At 60.6% G+C, this 18,345-nt stretch carries 18 protein-coding genes; 10 read left to right on the top strand and 8 right to left on the bottom strand.

Annotated features, from left to right (window positions below; translation table 11 throughout):
• Positions 1-6 precede the first annotated feature (6 nt).
• A complete protein-coding gene (gene tilS / locus D3P04_RS16945; protein WP_119750962.1) occupies positions 7-1,245 on the top strand; it encodes a tRNA lysidine(34) synthetase TilS in 1,239 nt (412 codons plus the stop codon).
• A gap of 57 nt (positions 1,246-1,302) precedes the next feature.
• Entirely contained in the window at positions 1,303-3,195 is a 1,893-nt protein-coding gene (gene ftsH, locus D3P04_RS16940) for an ATP-dependent zinc metalloprotease FtsH (RefSeq protein WP_119750960.1), read from the top strand.
• 233 nt (positions 3,196-3,428) lie between these two features.
• Here the strand turns inward: ftsH and D3P04_RS16935 are convergent, their stop codons facing one another.
• The gene (locus D3P04_RS16935; RefSeq protein WP_119750959.1) at positions 3,429-3,860 is read right to left on the bottom strand and encodes an organic hydroperoxide resistance protein; all 432 of its coding nucleotides are present in this window, start codon (positions 3,858-3,860) and stop codon (positions 3,429-3,431) included.
• Positions 3,861-3,985: 125 nt separating this feature from the next.
• On the opposite strand from D3P04_RS16935, the gene D3P04_RS16930 reads away from it, so the two are divergent.
• The gene (locus D3P04_RS16930; RefSeq protein ID WP_182912905.1) at positions 3,986-4,288 is read left to right on the top strand and encodes a chorismate mutase; all 303 of its coding nucleotides are present in this window, start codon (positions 3,986-3,988) and stop codon (positions 4,286-4,288) included.
• Positions 4,285-5,160, top strand: a complete 876-nt coding sequence (gene folD, locus D3P04_RS16925) for a bifunctional methylenetetrahydrofolate dehydrogenase/methenyltetrahydrofolate cyclohydrolase FolD (RefSeq protein WP_119750957.1) — start codon at positions 4,285-4,287, stop codon at positions 5,158-5,160. Before D3P04_RS16930 ends, folD begins: the two co-directional genes overlap by 4 nt.
• Before the next feature lie 71 nt (positions 5,161-5,231).
• Here the strand turns inward: folD and ruvB are convergent, their stop codons facing one another.
• The 3 genes from ruvB to ruvC are packed head-to-tail and all read right to left on the bottom strand — an operon-like array spanning position 5,232 to position 7,487.
• Complete coding sequence (ruvB, locus tag D3P04_RS16920) at positions 5,232-6,263, bottom strand: Holliday junction branch migration DNA helicase RuvB (RefSeq protein WP_119750955.1); 1,032 nt, start codon at positions 6,261-6,263, stop codon at positions 5,232-5,234.
• A gap of 1 nt (position 6,264) precedes the next feature.
• Positions 6,265-6,972: a Holliday junction branch migration protein RuvA gene (gene ruvA, locus D3P04_RS16915; RefSeq protein ID WP_119750953.1), complete on the bottom strand. Its 708-nt coding sequence runs from the start codon at positions 6,970-6,972 to the stop codon at positions 6,265-6,267.
• Positions 6,969-7,487: a crossover junction endodeoxyribonuclease RuvC gene (gene ruvC / locus D3P04_RS16910; RefSeq protein ID WP_119750952.1), complete on the bottom strand. Its 519-nt coding sequence runs from the start codon at positions 7,485-7,487 to the stop codon at positions 6,969-6,971. Before ruvC ends, ruvA begins: the two co-directional genes overlap by 4 nt.
• Before the next feature lie 155 nt (positions 7,488-7,642).
• Here ruvC and D3P04_RS16905 point away from each other — a divergent pair, with 155 nt between their 5' ends.
• From D3P04_RS16905 to D3P04_RS16880, 6 genes are read left to right on the top strand one after another with little or no spacing between them, the layout of a single operon-like run.
• Positions 7,643-10,483, top strand: a complete 2,841-nt coding sequence (locus tag D3P04_RS16905) for a monovalent cation/H+ antiporter subunit A (RefSeq protein WP_119750950.1) — start codon at positions 7,643-7,645, stop codon at positions 10,481-10,483.
• Positions 10,483-10,869 carry a Na+/H+ antiporter subunit C gene (locus D3P04_RS16900; protein WP_119750949.1) on the top strand — a complete coding sequence of 129 codons (387 nt, stop codon included), beginning with the start codon at positions 10,483-10,485 and terminating at the stop codon, positions 10,867-10,869. Before D3P04_RS16905 ends, D3P04_RS16900 begins: the two co-directional genes overlap by 1 nt.
• Positions 10,866-12,467 (top strand): monovalent cation/H+ antiporter subunit D, encoded by a 1,602-nt coding sequence (locus D3P04_RS16895; protein WP_119750948.1) that lies wholly within the window; start codon positions 10,866-10,868, stop codon positions 12,465-12,467. Before D3P04_RS16900 ends, D3P04_RS16895 begins: the two co-directional genes overlap by 4 nt.
• Entirely contained in the window at positions 12,464-12,955 is a 492-nt protein-coding gene (locus D3P04_RS16890; protein WP_119750946.1) for a Na+/H+ antiporter subunit E, read from the top strand. Before D3P04_RS16895 ends, D3P04_RS16890 begins: the two co-directional genes overlap by 4 nt.
• Positions 12,952-13,221: a K+/H+ antiporter subunit F gene (locus D3P04_RS16885; protein WP_119750944.1), complete on the top strand. Its 270-nt coding sequence runs from the start codon at positions 12,952-12,954 to the stop codon at positions 13,219-13,221. The genes D3P04_RS16890 and D3P04_RS16885 overlap by 4 nt, the downstream gene beginning before the upstream one ends.
• A 10-nt stretch (positions 13,222-13,231) precedes the next feature.
• Entirely contained in the window at positions 13,232-13,648 is a 417-nt protein-coding gene (locus D3P04_RS16880) for a Na+/H+ antiporter subunit G (protein WP_119750942.1), read from the top strand.
• A gap of 16 nt (positions 13,649-13,664) precedes the next feature.
• Here the strand turns inward: D3P04_RS16880 and D3P04_RS16875 are convergent, their stop codons facing one another.
• From D3P04_RS16875 to thrC, 4 genes are read right to left on the bottom strand one after another with little or no spacing between them, the layout of a single operon-like run.
• Positions 13,665-15,077, bottom strand: coding sequence for an FAD-binding oxidoreductase (locus tag D3P04_RS16875; protein WP_119750941.1), 1,413 nt, complete (start codon positions 15,075-15,077; stop codon positions 13,665-13,667).
• Between the two features lie 28 nt (positions 15,078-15,105).
• Complete coding sequence (locus D3P04_RS16870; protein ID WP_119750940.1) at positions 15,106-15,687, bottom strand: GNAT family N-acetyltransferase; 582 nt, start codon at positions 15,685-15,687, stop codon at positions 15,106-15,108.
• Positions 15,687-16,961 (bottom strand): M16 family metallopeptidase, encoded by a 1,275-nt coding sequence (locus tag D3P04_RS16865; protein WP_269902631.1) that lies wholly within the window; start codon positions 16,959-16,961, stop codon positions 15,687-15,689. The genes D3P04_RS16870 and D3P04_RS16865 overlap by 1 nt, the downstream gene beginning before the upstream one ends.
• Positions 16,958-18,340, bottom strand: a complete 1,383-nt coding sequence (gene thrC / locus D3P04_RS16860; RefSeq protein WP_119750939.1) for a threonine synthase — start codon at positions 18,338-18,340, stop codon at positions 16,958-16,960. Before thrC ends, D3P04_RS16865 begins: the two co-directional genes overlap by 4 nt.
• Between the last annotated feature and the right edge of the window lie 5 nt (positions 18,341-18,345).

The raw sequence follows: 18,345 nt of genomic DNA, 5'->3' as shown, positions 1-18,345 counted from the left end.
CGATAGGTGACTGCCCCTCCGGCCGATCTCGAATCCCGGGTATGCGCGGCGCTTGATCGTCAGGCAAAGGACCTGCCCGCCCTGGGCGTGGCGGTGTCCGGCGGCGGAGATTCAACCGCATTGATGCATATGATCGCCAATTGGGCTGCCGGTCGTCGGATCCAGGTGGCCACGGTGGATCACGGTCTTCGGGCAGAAAGCGCATCCGAAGCGCAGGAGGTTGCCAGAAATGCGGCGAAACTGGGATTGCGCCATGACGTGTTGCTTTGGCAACGTGACATATCGGAAGGCGGCAATCTCATGGCGAATGCGCGTGACGGGCGCTTGCTGCTGCTGTCGGATTGGGCGAAAAGACATGATCTGCCCGCCATCGCCTTTGGCCATACGGCGGATGATCAGGCCGAGACCCTGCTGATGCGGCTCGCACGCGGAGCGGGTATCGACGGGCTCGCCGGGATGTCCGAAACGCGTCAATTTCACGGCATTCGCTGGCTGCGTCCAATGCTGCAAATCACCAGAGCGGAATTGCGGCGCTGGCTGACAGATCACGGGATCGGCTGGATTGACGATCCCAGCAACCAGAATACCGACTACGACCGCGTCCGGATCCGCCATGCTATGACTGCATTGGCGCTGGACTCGCAAGCCATTGCGCTTTCAGCCAGGAATCTCGGCAAGGCGCGTGCAGCATTGAATCACTATACGGCGCAACTGGCAGAACAGGCGATTATCCGTCACGGCTCGTTGTATCTTCCCCATGCACCCCTGCTGGATGCGCCTCCTGAAATATTCCGGCGGCTGTTGATTGCAGGCTGTCGCTGGATCACCGGCGCGGATTATCCTCCCCGCCGTCAAACGGTTCTGAACGCGCTCGAGTCCATTGCCACGCATAACCGCGTTACGCTGGACGGCGTCCTGATTGAACCGGCGAACGATATGCTGCGACTGGTTCGCGAACCCGCCGCAGCAAAAAAAAGCGGCGAAAGCCACGGTCCGAACTGGGATAACAGATGGAATATCAAAGGATTGCAAAAGGAAGAGCATATCGCAACCCTTGGATTTGCCCCACTTATCGACCTGCCTTGGCGTGATCGCGGCCTAAGCAGGGACGAAGCTGCCTCGAGTCCGGCCATCTGGAACGGCACTCAGTTGATCGCCGCACCTCTCTTGCGAGATTGCGACCCATACATCGTAGAGCCGCTTCGGAATGCGACTGATTTGCGCAGACTGCTTTTGGTACATTGAACCTCCGCCAATAATCCCTATTTTCATCTAGAACCGATTTTTGCCGGAGGACCCGATTTGGGCAATGCACGTAACCTCGCCTTTTGGGTAGTTCTGTTCCTGATGATTGTGGCGCTGTTCAACCTGTTCAGCGACGGCGCCGCGAATATGAATGCCCGGCAGATCAGCTACTCGGAATTCATGGAGCGTGTCGACAAGGACGAGGTTACATCTGTCACCATAGATGGCGAAGAATTGTCGATCATGGGTAGTGATCAGCAACAATACACGACCATTCGCCCCGTGGGTGAAGAAATCGCGGACAAGCTGATCAACAAGGGCGTCAAGGTCGACGTCGTCAAACAGCAACAATCGGGTTTCATGTCGCTTTTGGGGGTCTACCTTCCCTTCATCCTGCTGATCGGCGTCTGGATCTTCTTCATGAACCGCATGCAGGGCGGCGGCCGCGGGGGGGCCATGGGTTTCGGCAAATCCCGCGCCAAGCTGCTGACCGAAAAGCATGGCCGTGTGACCTTTGACGATGTGGCCGGCATCGATGAGGCCAAGGAAGAGCTGGAAGAAATCGTAGAATTCCTGCGCAATCCGCAGAAATTCAGCCGTTTGGGCGGGAAAATCCCGAAAGGCGCGTTGCTGGTCGGCCCTCCGGGCACCGGTAAGACCCTTCTGGCCCGCGCGATCGCAGGTGAGGCCGGCGTGCCGTTCTTCACCATTTCGGGTTCCGATTTCGTCGAGATGTTCGTGGGTGTCGGCGCAAGCCGGGTCCGTGACATGTTCGAACAGGCCAAGAAATCCGCCCCCTGTATCCTGTTCATCGACGAGATCGATGCCGTGGGCCGTTCGCGCGGCGTCGGCATCGGCGGCGGGAATGACGAACGCGAACAGACGCTGAACCAGCTTCTGGTCGAGATGGACGGGTTCGAGGCGAATGAAGGCATCATCATCATCGCCGCCACCAACCGCAAGGACGTGCTGGACCCCGCGCTTCTGCGCCCCGGCCGCTTCGACCGTCAGATCCATGTTCCGAACCCCGATATCAAGGGCCGCGAGAAGATCCTCTCGGTCCATGCCCGCAAGGTTCCGGTTGGTCCCGATGTCGATCTGCGGCTGATCGCGCGTGGTACACCGGGTTTTTCGGGTGCGGATCTGATGAACCTCGTGAATGAGGCTGCCCTGATGGCGGCGCGGATCGGGCGGCGTTTCGTCTCGATGGTCGATTTCGAGAACGCGAAGGACAAGGTCATGCTTGGGGTCGAACGGCGCAGCATGGTGCTGACCCCCGAGCAAAAGGAAAAGACCGCCTATCACGAGGCGGGACATGCGATCGTCGGCCTTTCTCTTCCGAAATGCGATCCCGTCTACAAGGCAACGATCATCCCGCGCGGCGGCGCGCTTGGCATGGTGGTCAGCCTGCCCGAGATGGACCGGCTGAACTATCACAAGGACGAGGTCAAACAGAAGCTGGCCATGGCCATGGCCGGCAAAGCCGCCGAAATCCTGAAATATGGCGAGGAAGGCGTGTCCAATGGCCCGGCGGGGGATATCCAGCAGGCCAGCCAGCTTGCCCGGGCCATGGTGATGCGCTGGGGCATGTCTGACAAGGTCGGCAATATTGACTATGCCGAAGCGCATGAGGGGTATAACGGCTCGACCGGCGGCTTTTCGATCTCGGCAGCGACCAAGGAACTGATCGAACAGGAAGTCCGCGAGTTGATCGAAGAAGGCTATCAGAAGGCCCGCAGTATCCTGATCGAAAAGGAAGAAGAGTTCGAACGGCTCGCCAAGGGTTTGCTGGAATACGAGACTCTGACCGGCGAAGAGATCGGCAAGATCATCCGCGGTGATGCATTGGATGGTGACGATGATGATGCACCGGGCAGCCTGGTGCCATCCGTCAGTTCTGTTCCGAAGGCAGGAAAATCCGCGCCCGGCGGCACCCCGGCCCCTGCCTGATCTTTCGCATTCGAGGAAACCCGAACCCCGGCCCTGAAAAGCCGGGGTTTTTCATTGCGTTGACACAATAATCCGAGAACAGGTGCATGTTGCAGTCGTCATTATGCGCATCCCGCAACGGCCGAGATATTTGAGTGAAGAAGGAAGTGGGCGGGTTCGGGAAAACGCGGCAGGCATTAGATCGGGATGCGGATTGCCGCGAAGAGCTGAACCCGCATCCTGCCATTATCTTGTCAGGCGAGTTTCGGTGTGATCTGCAACGATCCCCGCGTCGCATCGGAATAAGGGCAGACCTGATGACCACCTGCGATCAGATCTTCGGCCACGGCCTGCTCGACTCCCGGCAGGCTGACGGTGATCTGGACCTCGAGTCCGAAGCCCGTGTCCTCGCGCGGACCGATCCCGACGCTGACCTGAACGCTGGCATCCTCGGGGACCTTGATCTTTTTCGAGGCTGCATAATGCCGCATGGCCCCCATGAAACAAGCAGCATAACCGGTTGCAAACAGCTTTTCGGGATTGAGCCCGTCGCCGCCAGGCCCGCCCAGTTCTTTCGGTATCGTCAGATCGGCGGTGAAACTGCCATCATCCACCTGTGACTTGCCGTCACGCCCGCCACCTGTCGCAGTCGCGCTGGTGCGGTAAAGAACATTATTCGTCGGCATTGCGATCTCCTTTTGATCTGCTGCACGTCATAAGATGTTAACGTCCGGCCATGGGCATAGGAACCATAAAGTATTACCCCGTCTCTCTTGCAACCGTCGCTCTGCCGTTGCATGTCCTTGTCACGATGACAGAGATCGATGACATTCCGGACATGCCCGCGCTGCGCGCGGAAATCGATGCGCTTGACGCGGAACTGATCCGCCTGCTTGCCCGCCGCCGCGCCATGATCGACCGTGCTGCCCAGATCAAGGCGGCTCAGAACCTGCCCGCCCGCATCGATTGGCGCGTCGAAGAGGTCGTCGCGAATGCAAGCAGGCATGCGGCCGAGAACGGGCTGGACCCCGATCTGATCGGCTCGATCTGGCGCCAGCTTGTCGAAGCCGCCATTGCACAGGAAAACCTCCACCTGAAGGGAGACAGCGAATGACTGCCAAAGTGATCGACGGGAAAGCCTTTGCCGCTGGTTTACGTGAACAGATCAAACTCCAGACAGCCGCGATGATAGCACAGGGGATCACGCCCGGTCTGGCCGTGGTGCTGGTCGGCGAAGACCCGGCAAGTCAGGTCTATGTGCGTTCGAAGGAAAAGCAGACCCGCGAAACCGGCATGAATTCCTTCGCCCATCGCCTTTCCGCGGAAGCCCCGCAAGCCGAGCTGCTTGCCCTGATCGAGCAGTTGAACAACGATCCCGCTGTGAACGGAATTCTGGTACAGCTTCCCCTGCCCGCGCATATGGACGAAGCGGCGGTCATCAATGCGATCCGGCCCGAAAAGGATGTCGATGGTTTCCATATCCTGAATGTCGGAAGACTGGCCACCGGGCAGAAGGCCATGGTTCCCTGTACCCCACTTGGCTGCCTGATGCTGCTGCGTGACCTGTTGGGCGATCTGTCGGGCAAAAGCGCGGTGGTCATCGGGCGCAGCAATATCGTGGGCAAACCGATGGCCCAGCTTTTGCTGCGTGACAGCGCCACGGTAACGATTGCGCATTCCCGCACGAGAAACCTGCCCGAGCTGTGCCGTCAGGCCGATATCGTCGTCGCGGCCGTCGGCCGCCCCAATTTCGTGCAGGGAGACTGGATCAAGCCCGGTGCGGCCGTCGTGGATGTCGGCATCAATCGCACCGATGACGGTTTGGTCGGCGATGTCGATTTCGCTGCGGCCTCGCAGATTGCGGGCGCGATCACTCCGGTTCCCGGCGGTGTCGGTCCGATGACGATCGCATGCCTGCTGGCAAGTACCCTGACCGCAACAGCCCGCGCCAATGGTCTGCCGGATCCCGAAGGGCTGACGCCCTGAACCGCCTGTCCTTCGTCAGAAGATAATCCCGGAGGCACGTAACCGGACCTGCCCCGGCCCCGTTCCAGGGATCATTCCTCGAACAGCTCCGGCTGGCCGGGCAGTATCGGCGCCGCCAGTCCCAGATGCCGCCACGCCCGCGCTGCAAGCTGCCTTCCGCGTGGGGTTCGTGCGATCAATCCCTGTTGCAGAAGGAACGGCTCGATCACCTCTTCGATCGCATCCCGGCTTTCGGACAGGGCCGCCGACAGCGTCTCGACCCCGACTGGTCCGCCGCCGTAATGTTCGGCAATCACCCTGAGATAACGCCGATCCGCCCCATCCAGGCCGATATCATCCACGCCAAGCCGTGTTAACGCTGAATCCGCAATGTCACGGGTCAGGCGTCCATCGCCGTCGACAAGGGCGAAGTCGATCACCCTGCGCAGCAAACGCCCCGCAATACGAGGCGTGCCACGGGCGCGGCGGGCAATCTCGCGCGTGCCGGTGGGATCGGCTTCGATCCCCAGTTTCCGGGCACCGCGCTGCACGATCAGATCCAGTTCTTCGGTCTCATAGAATTGCAGCCGCGTCGGGATGCCGAAACGATCGCGCAGAGGCGTGGTCAGCAGGCCAAGCCGGGTAGTTGCCCCAACAAGGGTAAAGGGTTGCAATTCGATCCGCACGGTCCGCGCCGCCGGCCCTTCGCCGATGACCAGATCGAGTTCGAAATCTTCCATCGCCGGGTAAAGTACCTCTTCCACCACCGGGTTCATGCGATGAATCTCATCGATGAACAGCACGTCGCGCGCTTCCAGATTGGTCAGGATCGCCGCAAGATCGCCCGCACGGGCCAGAACCGGGCCCGAGGTCATGCGGAAATTCACGCCAAGTTCGCGCGCCATGATCTGCGCCAGTGTCGTCTTGCCCAGCCCTGGCGGGCCGAAGAACAGGGTATGGTCCATTGCCCGGCCGCGCATTTTCGCGCTTTCGATAAAGACCCGCAGATTGGCCCGCGCCTCGGACTGTCCGATGAATTCAGTCAGTGCTTGCGGGCGCAGGGCGCGATCCTCGGTCTCGCCCTCCATGGGTTCGGGTCGCAGGGTTGGATCGGGCTGGCTCATGTTATCCTTTCGGGGCGAGCGATTTCAGTGCCGCGCGGATCAGGCCGGAAGTCTCGGCCCCATTCTCCCGCGCCTGGGCCTCGGCCACGGCAGAGGCGGCCTCGGAATGAGCATAGCCCAGATTGACAAGCGCCGACAAAGCCTCGGCCGCGGCCCTGGCTGTTCCTCCGGCGGGTTGCGCCGAAGGGGTTGGGCTGGCCGTGTCCTGTGCAATCGGATTGGTGGCGAGTTGGTCGGGTTCGATGCCCGGACCGGCCGCTGCCCCTGCTCCGGCATCGACGGTCAGATCGCCGCCAAGCGCCATGATCGCCGGGGCCTTGTCCTTCAGTTCCAGAACGACACGTTGCGCGAGCTTGGGGCCGACACCCTGCGCCTTGCGCACCGCCGCCCAATCGCCAAGCGCAATCGCCCGCGACAATCCTTCGGCCCCAAGCGTGCCCAGCATGGCAAGCGAGACCTTGGCCCCCACCCCCTGCACCGAGATCAGCAAACGGTGCCATTCCTTTTCAAGCAATGTCGGAAACCCGAAAAGCTGCAACAAATCCTCGCGCACCAGCAATTCGGTATAAAGCGCGACGGCCTGCCCGACAGGGGGCAGATTCATTGCGGTACGATCGCTGACATGGACGATATATCCCACCCCGCGCACGTCGATCAGCACATGATCCCGGGCGCGATGGAGGATGATTCCGGCGATACGACCAATCATGCGACACCCTGTCGCATCGTTGCCACCCGAAGCGCGCGGCCTTGCAGGTGATGCGCGTGACAGATTGCGATGGCCAGCGCATCCGCGGAATCAGGTCCGTCGAACTGTACACCGGGCAATTGAACGCGAACCATATGCTGCACCTGCTCCTTTGCGGCGTGGCCGACACCAACCACGGTTTTCTTGACCGCATTCGGCGCGTATTCCCCGACCGTGATCCCGGCTGCCGCCGGTGCCAGCAGGGCAATGCCGCGTGCCTGCCCCAGTTTCAGCGTCCCGACCGCGTCCTTGTTGACGAAGGTCTGTTCGACCGCGGCAACGTCAGGCCCATATTCCGAAATAACTGCCGAAAGCCCTTGAAACAACACAAGAAGCCGCGCCGCCAGATCGCCGGAATCCGAGGATCCCGACGTGCGGATCACCCCGTTCGCCACATGCCGCAAACGCGGCCCGTCCACCGCGATCACGCCCCAGCCCATATTCCTCAACCCGGGATCGATGCCCAGAACTCGCATATCTGCCCCTTCTCTTTTCTCAAGAACTAGCACGAAACGGGAACATCGCCTAGGGGAAGTTACCGTTTCTCGGGTCACTTACTTGACTCCTTGTCCCTGATTGGAAACACAAAGGCAAAGAACCCATAAACAAACACCAACAGGAACGAGGACCCATGTCGCCAGCCCTCATCGCCCTGCTGCCTTTCATCGGGGCATTGCTGCCAGGTTTGCTGGTTCGCTCTGGTCGCTCGGTCGCCGCAATGGCTTGCGGAACAGTGACATTGGTCGCGCTTCTGGGGCTGCTTCTGCATATCCCGGCCGTCATGCGGGGCGAGGTGATCACCGCCCGTATCGAATGGCTGCCGATGATCCAGCTCAATGCGAATTTTCGGATCGACGGGCTGTCGCTGCTGTTCGGAACGCTTATTCTCGGGATCGGGCTGCTGATCATCACCTATGCCCGTTTTTACCTGTCGCGCACGGATCCGGTTGGCAAGTTCTATACCTATCTGATGCTGTTCCAGGGCGCGATGATGGGCATCGTCCTGTCGGACAACATCCTGCTTTTGCTGGTGTTCTGGGAACTGACGTCGCTGTCCTCCTTCCTGCTGATCGGCTATTGGCGGCATCTTCCCGAAGGTCGCCAGGGTGCACGCATGGCACTAACCGTCACCGGCATGGGCGGCATGGCGATGATCGCCGGGATGATGATCCTCGGCCAGATCGCGGGCAGCTATGACATCAGCGATATTCTTCGGTCGAAAGAGACGATCCAGGCAAGCGAGTGGTACCTGCCTGCCCTGATCCTGATCCTTCTGGGCGCATTTACCAAATCCGCCCAGTTCCCGTTCCATTTCTGGCTGCCGCATGCCATGGCCGCACCCACGCCGGTTTCGGCCTATCTGCACAGCGCAACCATGGTAAAGGCCGGCCTGTTCCTGATGGCGCGGCTATGGCCGGTGCTGGGAGGTACGCCGGAATGGTTCTGGATCGTCGCGACGACAGGTCTGGTCACCATGCTGATCGGCGCTGTGATCGCGCTGTTCAAGGACGATCTCAAGGCGGTGCTGGCTTTCTCGACCGTCAGCCATCTGGGGCTGATCACCATGCTGCTGGGCTTTGGCACAAGGGAAGCCGCAATCGCCGCCGTCTTCCATATTATCAATCACGCCACCTTCAAGGCCGCGCTTTTCATGACAGCCGGGATCGTGGATCACGAGGCCGGAACGCGCTCGATCCAACGTCTCGGAGGATTGCGCAAGCTGATGCCGGTGACCTTCGCCATCGTCACGGTCGCTGCGCTTTCCATGGCCGGGATACCACCGCTCAACGGCTTTCTGTCGAAAGAAATGATGCTGTACGAAGCAAGCCATCTGGAGACCGCCCGGCTGTTTTTCATGACGGTGGCGACGGTCGCCGCGCTGTTCTCGGTCGGCTATTCGCTGCGCTTCGTCTTTCACGTCTTCACCGGCCCCGAGCGGGACGATTATCCTCACCAGCCCCACGATCCGGGCTTCGGCATGTGGGCCGGACCGGCCTTGCTGACCGTTCTGGTCGTGCTGATCGGTTTGTTCCCCAATACGATGGCCGGCTGGCTTGTCGATGCCTCTGCAAGCGCCGTAACCGGAGAATCCGAACATGCCCATCTCGCATTATGGCACGGGCTGAATGCCGCCCTGATCATGTCGCTGATCGCCATAGCGGGCGGTATCATCCTGCTGAGGCGGCATGAACCCGCATTGAAATCATGGGAGTCGGCGCCGCGCCCGGAAGCAAAGGTGATCTTCGATACCATCGTGCGGGCATCGGTGCTGGCGGGACGCTGGATCACGGACAAGTTCAATAACGGCTCGATGCCCCGTGCATTGTCATTCTTTACCCTGACATCGCTGTTTGCGGGCGCTCTCGCCTGGTATACGGGCGATGCGGGACCGGCCACCCGGCCCATGCTGCCGGTTGGTCCGATACCCTTCATCGGCTGGCTGCTCGCAATGTTTGCGACCGGAAGCATGGTATTCTTTCACCGTGTGCGTCTGCTTGCGCTTGTGCTGATCGCCATTGTCGGGTTGATCACGTCGATCTTCTTTACCTATTTCTCTGCCCCCGATCTTGCCCTGACCCAGATTTCGGTCGAGGTCGTCACAGTGATCCTGCTGTTGCTGGCACTGAATTTCCTGCCCAAGCGCACGCTGATCGAGACGACTACGCCCCGCCGCGGCTGGGACGCCTGTATCGCCACGCTGGCGGGGCTGGGCTTTGGCGGGCTGTGCTATGCCATTCTGCGGCGCGATTTCGCCTTTGACTCGATCTCGGGCTATATGCTCGAAAACAGTTATAAACTGGGCGGAGGCGATAATGTCGTCAATGTCATCCTCGTGGATTTCCGCGGCTATGATACATTTGGCGAGATAACCGTTCTGGGCATTGCAGCGCTTGCGATTTTCGCACTGACGCAAACATTGCTGCAGGGCAAATCCTCGGCGCGACTGAAGAACTGGGTCCACGATCAGCGTCGCGCGGGGGATCGGCATCCGATGATGCTGGTGATCGTCACAAGGGTGATCCTGCCGATCTCTCTGGTCGTCGGCCTGTTTATCTTCCTGCGCGGCCATAATCAGCCGGGTGGCGGATTCATCGCCGGTCTGGTCGTCGCCATTGCCCTTCTGATGCAATATATGGCCTCGGGCTATGCATGGGCGCAGGACCGGCAAAACATCCCCTTTCATGCCCTGATCGGTGCTGGCGTGGTTGCCGCAGGCGTGACCGGCATCGGCGCATGGTTCAATGGCAAGCCCTTCCTGACCTCTGCCTATGGCTATGTGAAACTGCCCTTCCTTGAAGAATTCGAACTTGCCACGGCGATGGGTTTCGACCTTGGCGTGTTCCTTTGTGTCGTTGGCGCGGTGATGCTTGCCCTGAACTCGCTAAGCCGGATCGCCCGGCAGGCCGGAGAAACCGTGAACGAAAAACCAATGGATATTGACCTGAGTGAAGAACAGAAAGGGGCCCATTGATGGAGCTTCTCGTCGCGAGCGGTATCGGCGCCTGCATGGCCGCCGGAATTTACCTTATCCTGCGTCTGCGTACCTTTGCGGTCGTTCTTGGCATGACCATGATCACATATGCGATCAATACCTTCCTGTTCGCGACGGGAAGGCTGGTCGTGAACCTGCCGCCGATCCTGCATGACGGCGATGCCGCCGCCTATACCGATCCGCTGCCGCAGGCTCTGGTTCTGACAGCGATCGTGATCTCCTTCGGGATGACCGCTGTTGTGGTGATGATGTCTTTGGGCGCGTTTATCGAGGGTGGGGACGATCATATCAACATGCCCCCGGATGACAGGGAGATGCCTCCTCTCAAGACCATTGACGACCGGCCCGAGGAAGAGCGCGCATGACCCCCCACTGGCTGATCGCTCCGGTTCTCGTCCCGGCCATTCTCGGGCCATTGATGATCCTCTGGATGCGCCACGATTTGCTGCAACAGCGGGTGTTCGGGGTCATCGGCAGCCTGCTGACATTGATCGTCGCCATCAAGCTGAACGTTACGGCGGCAGGCGGAGAGGTTATCGTTTATCGGCTGGGCAACTGGCCTGCACCTTTCGGTATCGTGCTGATGCTGGACAAGCTGGCGGCCTTGATGCTTTTGCTGACGGGCATTCTGGCGGTGATCGTTCAGCTTTACGGTATCGGCTCTGGCTGGGATCGCAAAGGCTGGCATTTCCATTCGCTCTGGATGTTCCAGCTGATGGGCATCAACGGCGCTTTCATGACGGGCGATGCCTTCAACCTGTTCGTGTTCTTCGAGATACTGCTGATCGCCAGCTATGGCCTGATGACCCATGGCGGCGGCCCGATGCGTCTGCGCGCGGGCGTACAGTATATCGGCTATAATCTTGCCGGATCGGCATTGTTTCTTGCTGCGCTTGGCACGCTTTATGCGGTGACGGGCACACTGAACATGGCCGACATGGCCGAGCGTGTCGCCATGATGGAGCCACAGGATACCGCGTTGCTGCGGACCGGCGCGGTGCTGCTGATGCTGGTCTTCGCGATCAAGGCGGCCATCGTGCCGCTGCATTTCTGGCTGCCCTCGACCTATGCCAACGCCCCGGGGCCGGTCGCGGCTTTATTCGCGATCATGTCCAAGGTCGGGATCTATGCGATTATCCGGTTCTTCACGCTGGTCTTTCCAAGCGATTCCATCGTCGAGACCATCGCCACCGATCTTCTGCTGCCCGCCGCCCTCATAACCCTGATTCTGGGGCAGCTCGGAGTTCTGGGGACACGAAGCCTGACACGGCTTGCAGCATTTGCCGCCATCGCCTCGATCGGGACTCTGGTCATCTCGATCGCGCGGTTTGACGTGCAGGGGCTGACAGCCGGGCTGTATTACATGCTGCATTCGACGCTGGCGGCGGCGGCGCTGTTCCTAGTCGTCGATCTTGTCGCCGCCCGTCGCGGAGGAGATTTCTGGCTGCGCCAACGTCCAGCGATCCGCAATACCGGCCTTGTCTCGGCGCTTTTCTTCGCTACGGCGATTGCCGTTGTCGGATTACCGCCGCTATCCGGCTTCCTTGGCAAACTGCTGATCATCCGGGCCACCGCCACGGATCCCTGGATGGCGGTGATCTGGACAGTGATCCTCGTCACCTCGGTGATCTCGCTGGTCGGCTTCGGCCGCGCCGGCTCGATCCTGTTCTGGAAGGCGCATGAACTCGACCCCGAACCCGGGAACGATACCGACGAAGGCCAACGCCCGGTGCGGGGCCCGATCCCGACCAAGCTGGAATCCGACGAGCCGATTCAGGATGTCGATGATTCCGCGGCGCCGTGGCTGGCCTTTCTTGCCGTTGGCGGATTGCTGGCGTGCAGTGTGGCCATGACGATCTTCGCCGGACCTCTGACCGGCTATCTTCAGCACATGGCCGAGCAACTGACCCAGCCCGAACTCTATTACGATTCCGTGCTGCGCATGCAGGAGGGCTCCAGATGATCCGCCGCATCTTTCCCCACCCCTATCTGTCGGCGCTTCTGGTTCTGGTCTGGATGCTGCTGGTCAATCGCTTTGCATGGGGCTCGCTGGTTTTTGCGGTGATCCTCAGCATTGCCATTCCTGCCCTGACGGAACCCTATTGGCCGGATCGCGCCAGAATCCGCAATCCGCGCAAGCTGCTGGCCTATATCGCACTGGTATTCTGGGATATCGTCGTCGCCAATATCCAGGTGGCAATGATCGTGCTGTTCAAACCCAACCGCGATCTGCAACCGGCATGGATCACCATTCCTCTGGAATTGCGCTCGCCCGAGGCGATTACCGTGCTGGCCGCGACAATCACCCTGACACCCGGAACGGTCAGTGCGGACCTGTCTCAGGACGGCCACGCCCTGCTGGTGCATTGCCTGCACGCCCCCGATCCGGAATCGGTGATCGAGGATATCAAGACCCGTTACGAAGCACGGCTGATGGAGATTTTCGGATGATCGAATACGCGCTTTATTTCGCCTTCTGCTGCTTTGGGCTTGGCCTTCTGTTCTGCCTGTATCGCATCCTGTTCGCCCCCGGGGTCAGCGACCGGATTCTGGCTTTGGACACGATGACCGTCAATATGATCGCCGTGATCGCCCTGTTCGGGATCCTGCATGATACGACGATGTATTTCGAGATCATGATGCTTCTGGCCATGGTCGGCTTCGTTTCAACCGTGGCCTATGCGAAATTCATCCTGCGCGGCGATGTGATCGAATGAGGGAACGGACATGAGCATGATTGCGGAAATCCTTATCAGTGCCCTTCTGGTCATTGGCGGTCTGTTCGGGGTGATCGGTTCTTACGGGCTGGTCAAACTCCCCGATCAGATGACCCGTCTGCACGCGCCGACGAAGGCCGCGACACTTGGCGTCGGCGGTGTTCTTCTGGCGTCGCTTGCCTGGTTCGCCTTTTTCGGAGAGCATCCAAGCTGGCATGAATTGCTGATCACGCTGTTCCTCTTTGTGACCGCACCGATCACCGGCCTGATGATCGCCAAATCCCATATGCATCTGAGCTGGCACGCCGATGAATTGCCGGATTGCGGCGAGGATCAGAACTGGGCGACCTATGGCGCTTCAGCCGAGCGCAGCCTTGTCGGAAACGGCACGGAAAATGACAGTACCGACCGTGACATGCGGGAATAACCTAAGCCGCATCTGATCAGCGTGATGCACAAGATAATACCGCCCCCGGATTCATGATCCCGTGCGGATCGAGCGCCTGTTTGATTGCCCGCATCGCGGCAAGTCGGACCGGATCGCCCCAGCGTTCCAGATCCGCAACCTTCAGACGCCCGACCCCATGCTCGGCCGAGAATGAGCCGCCACGCGCAAGCACCATTTCATGCACGGCAAAGGATAACCCGCTGCGGATATCGGCATATTCCGCGCGTGTTCGGCCCGCGGCCGGAAACAGATTGTAATGCAGGTTACCATCGCCCAGATGGCCGAAACAATTGATCCGCATATCACCGCGATCCGCCAGCATGGCACCCGCATCACGGATGAACCCGGCAATTTCGGACAAGGGCAGACTTATATCATGACTGGCGATGGCACCCACCGCGCGATTAGCGTGAGGAATATCTTCGCGTATATTCCACAGTTCCGCCGCCTGTTGCCCGGATTGCGCAATGACGCCGTCACTGACGAGCCCTGCCTCGGATCCGGCCATGAACAGACCTTCCAACGCCTCATCGGCGACAAGGCCCGCAGGCAGACCGACCTCGATCAGCACGACCCATTTGGGGCGCGATGCAAAGGGTTGCCGCAGATTCGGGAAATGCTCTTGCAGGAAATCAAGCCCCACGCCCGAGATCAGTTCAAACGCGGACACTCCCCCGGCCATGCGCGCTTGCGCGATCGAAAGAAGCCGTAGCGCCGCATCCGGGCTTTCCACAACCAGCATGGCTACGCCGGACTCGGCCGGAACCGGCGCCATGACCAGCGAGGCGGCGGTAATGATCCCCAGCGTTCCCTCGGCTCCGATCAGAAGGTCGCGCAGATCGTAGCCGGTATTGTCCTTCCGCAACCGTTTGAGGTCGCGCATGATCTCGCCCGATGGCAGGACCGCCTCAATGCCAAGGCATAAGGCCCGCGCATTGCCATAACGCAAAACATTCACGCCGCCCGCATTCGTGGAAAGCACCCCGCCGATCTGCGCCGTTCCCTGTGACGCAAGCGACAAGGGGAATTGCCGCCCTGCCCCGGCTGCCGCGTCACGGGCCTGCTGCACGGTGGCGCCCGCCTCGGCCAGTATCACATTCTCATCCGGGTAAATCTCGCGGATCGCATTCATGCGTTCAAGCGACAGGATCAGCGGCGCGGGCCCCTCGGGCATGACCTGCCCACCGACAAGCCCGGTTCCCCCGCCACGCGGCACGATTGGCACCTGCGCTTCGGCACAGACCCGCAGGATTGCGGCCACTTCGCCGCTATCCCGGGGCGCGGCGACCAGCCCCGCCTGACCGGTGAACAAGCCGCGCGCCTCTTCGGTATAGGCGGACGTGACCTCCCGCAGAACACCCTGGGGAAGGCGCGCAGCCAGCCTGTCGTCGGCGGGGTTCAGGGTCATGTTCATCTCCTTGCTGGTCGGGCGGCGGTCAACGCGCTTCGCTACGCCCCCGCCTGTCGCCGCGCAGATTGGCGTAAAGCACATGGTTCCGCCAGCGGCCATTGATCTGCAGATAGCTTTGCGCGACGCCTTCATATTTGAAGCCCGAACGCTCCAGCACGCCGCGCGATGCGGCATTTTCAGGCAGGCATGCCGCCTCGATCCGGGACAGATCCAGTGTCGTGAAAGCGTGATGGACAAGGGCGCCGATCGCCTCGCGCATATAGCCCTGTCGTGCAAAGCTCTGCCCGACCCAATAGCCGATGGTTCCCATCTGTGCCGGCCCGCGGCGGATATTGTCCAGCGTGATCGCGCCCAGGATGATCCCGTCCCGACGCATCAGGAACAATGGCAGGGCAGTTCCGTTCCGGCTTGCCCGCGCCGCCCAATAAACCCGATTGGTAAAGCTTTTGCGCGTCAGGTGGTCGGGCGACCAGACCGGCTCCCAGGGAGTCAGGAAATCACGGCTTTCCACCCGCAGGTCCCGCCACGCCTTGAAATCGGAATGCGCAGGCAGACGCAGCGTCATCCGTTCTGTTTCCAGTCGGATGGGACGTCGCCTGAACAGCATCACGCAGCCAGTCTGTCCGCCAACTCCTCGCGTGCGGGAGCAGAGGATACCGGACCGTAAAGCGCCAGTGCCGGGCGCGCCCTTTCGATCAGCTGCAAAGCATGATTGCGAACATCGGTCAGGGATACCGCCGCGACCCGCTCGGCCACTTCGGCGGGATCCGCTACCCGGCCCCAGATCGCCAGCACCCGCGCAATACGCTCGGCCTGCGCAGATGGGCTTTCCAGCCCCATCAGCAATCCGGCCCGAAGTTGTGCCTTGGCTCTGGCGATTTCGGCTTCCGACATATCCTCGGCTGCGCGCTTGATCTCGTCTATGGTCAGCCGGGCAAGATCGGCGACATCATCGCCGCCGGTGCCCGCATAGACCGTCATCATGCCGGTATCATCATGGAAACCCGCCTGCGCAAAGATCGTATAACACAGGCCACGCTCTTCCCGGATCTTCTGGAACAGGCGCGAGGACATACCCCCGCCAAGCGCCGCCGAGAATATCTGCGCGGCATAGAAATCCGGCGAAAGATAGCCCGGGCCTTCCAGCGCAAGGGCGAAATGCGCCTGTTCAAGCTGCTTGACGTGCCGGACCTCGCGCCCCTGCCAGACTGCGGCTTCCCGCTGTGGCTGAAGGATCGGAACAAGATGGCCAAAAGCCGCTTCGGCCAGTTTCACCATGCGATCATGATCGACCGCCCCTGCCGCTGCGACGATCATCTGTCCGGGGCCGTAATTCTCGGCCACGAAACCGGCCAGATCGGTGCGGCCGAAGCTGCTGACCTTCTCTGCCGGGCCCAGAATCGGGCGGCCGATGGCCTGATCGGGATAGGCTGCCTCTTGCAGCCAGTCGAAGATCACATCATCGGGCGTGTCCAGAGATTGCCCGATCTCCTGAAGGATCACGCCACGCTCCACCTCGATCTCGCGGGAGTCGAAAACCGGGTTCAGCACGATATCCGAGATCACGTCGAAAGCCAGATCGACATCGGCTTCCAGCACCCGCACATAATAGGCGGTCACATCGCGCGACGTATAGGCATTGATGAATCCGCCCACATCCTCGATCGTCTCGGCGATCTGCAAGGCGCTGCGGGTCTTGGTGCCCTTGAAGGCCATATGCTCAAGGAAATGGGCAATGCCGTTCTGCTCGACCCGCTCATTCCGCCCGCCCGCATTGACCCAGACGCCAAGGGCGGCGGAATGCAGCCCCGGCATCTGCCGTGTGGCAATCCGCAAGCCGTTGGAAAGGGTCGTCAGGCGAAGATGGGGATCGGTGGTCAATTCGTTCTCCGTTCAAGAATCAGGGATTTGAGCGCTTCGGCGTCATTCTCGACCCGGGCCACATGTTCAGGCAGGTCGAACAGATCGGCCATATGCGGAGGCAGCGCGGGCCGCAAACCGACCGCCTTTTCAACCGCATCAGGGAATTTCGCCGGATGCGCGGTCGCCAGCGTCACCATCGGCACGCCCTGCTCCATATGCCGGCGGGCCACGGCCACGCCAACAGCGCTATGCGGGCACAGGACCTCGCCGGTTTCATCGCGGATGGTGCGGATCATCGCCAATGTCTCATCCTCGGAGACCCGGCCCGAGACATAGAGTTCGCGCAAAGCCTGCAAGGCGCCCTGACTGATGGTGAAACCGCCGGATTTCAGCTCATCCATCAATTGCCGGATCGCGCCGCTATCCTTGCCATAAGCCAGATACAGCGCCCGTTCGAAATTCGAACTGATCTGGATATCCATCGAGGGCGAAATCGAAGGCTCAACCGTTCCCACCCGGTATTCGCCGGTCGTCAATGCCCGGTGCAGGATGTCATTCTGATTGGTTGCGACGATCAGCCGGCGAATCGGCAAGCCCATCTCACGCGCGAATGAACCGGCCAGAATATCGCCGAAATTGCCGGTCGGCACAGTAAAATCAAGCGGGCGGTTCGGCGCGCCAAGGCTGACGGCTGCGGTGAAATAATAGACGATCTGCGCGACCACACGCGCCCAGTTGATACTGTTCACGCCCGCAAGTCCGACCGTGTCGCGGAAATCATGGTCGTTGAACAGATCCTTCAGCCGCGCCTGACAATCATCGAAGTGACCGGTCACCGCAAGCGCGTGAATATTGGCCGCGTCGGGCGTGGTCATCTGCCGCCGCTGCACCTCGGAAACTCGGCCATGCGGGAACATGATGAAGACATCGACATTATCGATACCCCTAAACGCCTCGATCGCCGCGCTGCCCGTATCACCCGAGGTCGCTCCGACGATCGTGACGCGCTGCCCCGAGCGTTTCAACGCAATCTCGAAGAGTTGCGCGATGAGCTGCATCGCGAAATCCTTGAAAGCCAGCGTGGGGCCGTGGAACAGCTCCAAAAGATGATGACCGGGCGCAAGCTGCTTCAGCGGCGCCCGGGCCGCATGATTGATGCGCCCATATGCGCGGGAAATCGCGCCCCGCAATTCATCATCCGTAAAGCTTTCGCCGGTAAAGGGGCGGATCACCCGGAACGCGACCTCTTCATAGGGCAGACCCTCAAGCGCCGCGATATCCGTCAATTGCGGCACGGTCTCGGGCAGATACAATCCGCCGTCGCGGGCCAGCCCGGACAACATGGCCTGTTCGAAATCCAGAACCGGGGCTTGTCCCCGCGTCGAGACGTAACGCATTCGCA

Source organism: Paracoccus onubensis (genome assembly GCF_003591515.1).
GTDB lineage: Bacteria > Pseudomonadota > Alphaproteobacteria > Rhodobacterales > Rhodobacteraceae > Paracoccus > Paracoccus onubensis.
The sequence above is the reverse complement of the archived record's forward strand: the minus strand, read 5'-3'. Positions and strand labels throughout refer to the sequence as shown.

What these genes read in the sequence shown, in the direction of transcription:
- ruvA (WP_119750953.1), bottom strand. Translation starts at nt 6,972, where the DNA reads ATGATTGGTCGTATCGCCGGAATCATCCTCCATCGCGCCCGGGATCAT.
- folD (WP_119750957.1), top strand. Translation starts at nt 4,285, where the DNA reads ATGACTGCCAAAGTGATCGACGGGAAAGCCTTTGCCGCTGGTTTACGT.
- D3P04_RS16930 (WP_182912905.1), top strand. Translation starts at nt 3,986, where the DNA reads ATGACAGAGATCGATGACATTCCGGACATGCCCGCGCTGCGCGCGGAA.
- D3P04_RS16890 (WP_119750946.1), top strand. Translation starts at nt 12,464, where the DNA reads ATGATCCGCCGCATCTTTCCCCACCCCTATCTGTCGGCGCTTCTGGTT.
- ruvB (WP_119750955.1), bottom strand. Translation starts at nt 6,263, where the DNA reads ATGAGCCAGCCCGATCCAACCCTGCGACCCGAACCCATGGAGGGCGAG.
- D3P04_RS16900 (WP_119750949.1), top strand. Translation starts at nt 10,483, where the DNA reads ATGGAGCTTCTCGTCGCGAGCGGTATCGGCGCCTGCATGGCCGCCGGA.
- D3P04_RS16880 (WP_119750942.1), top strand. Translation starts at nt 13,232, where the DNA reads ATGAGCATGATTGCGGAAATCCTTATCAGTGCCCTTCTGGTCATTGGC.
- D3P04_RS16935 (WP_119750959.1), bottom strand. Translation starts at nt 3,860, where the DNA reads ATGCCGACGAATAATGTTCTTTACCGCACCAGCGCGACTGCGACAGGT.
- D3P04_RS16885 (WP_119750944.1), top strand. Translation starts at nt 12,952, where the DNA reads ATGATCGAATACGCGCTTTATTTCGCCTTCTGCTGCTTTGGGCTTGGC.
- ruvC (WP_119750952.1), bottom strand. Translation starts at nt 7,487, where the DNA reads ATGCGAGTTCTGGGCATCGATCCCGGGTTGAGGAATATGGGCTGGGGC.
- thrC (WP_119750939.1), bottom strand. Translation starts at nt 18,340, where the DNA reads ATGCGTTACGTCTCGACGCGGGGACAAGCCCCGGTTCTGGATTTCGAA.
- D3P04_RS16895 (WP_119750948.1), top strand. Translation starts at nt 10,866, where the DNA reads ATGACCCCCCACTGGCTGATCGCTCCGGTTCTCGTCCCGGCCATTCTC.
- D3P04_RS16870 (WP_119750940.1), bottom strand. Translation starts at nt 15,687, where the DNA reads ATGCTGTTCAGGCGACGTCCCATCCGACTGGAAACAGAACGGATGACG.
- D3P04_RS16905 (WP_119750950.1), top strand. Translation starts at nt 7,643, where the DNA reads ATGTCGCCAGCCCTCATCGCCCTGCTGCCTTTCATCGGGGCATTGCTG.
- D3P04_RS16875 (WP_119750941.1), bottom strand. Translation starts at nt 15,077, where the DNA reads ATGACCCTGAACCCCGCCGACGACAGGCTGGCTGCGCGCCTTCCCCAG.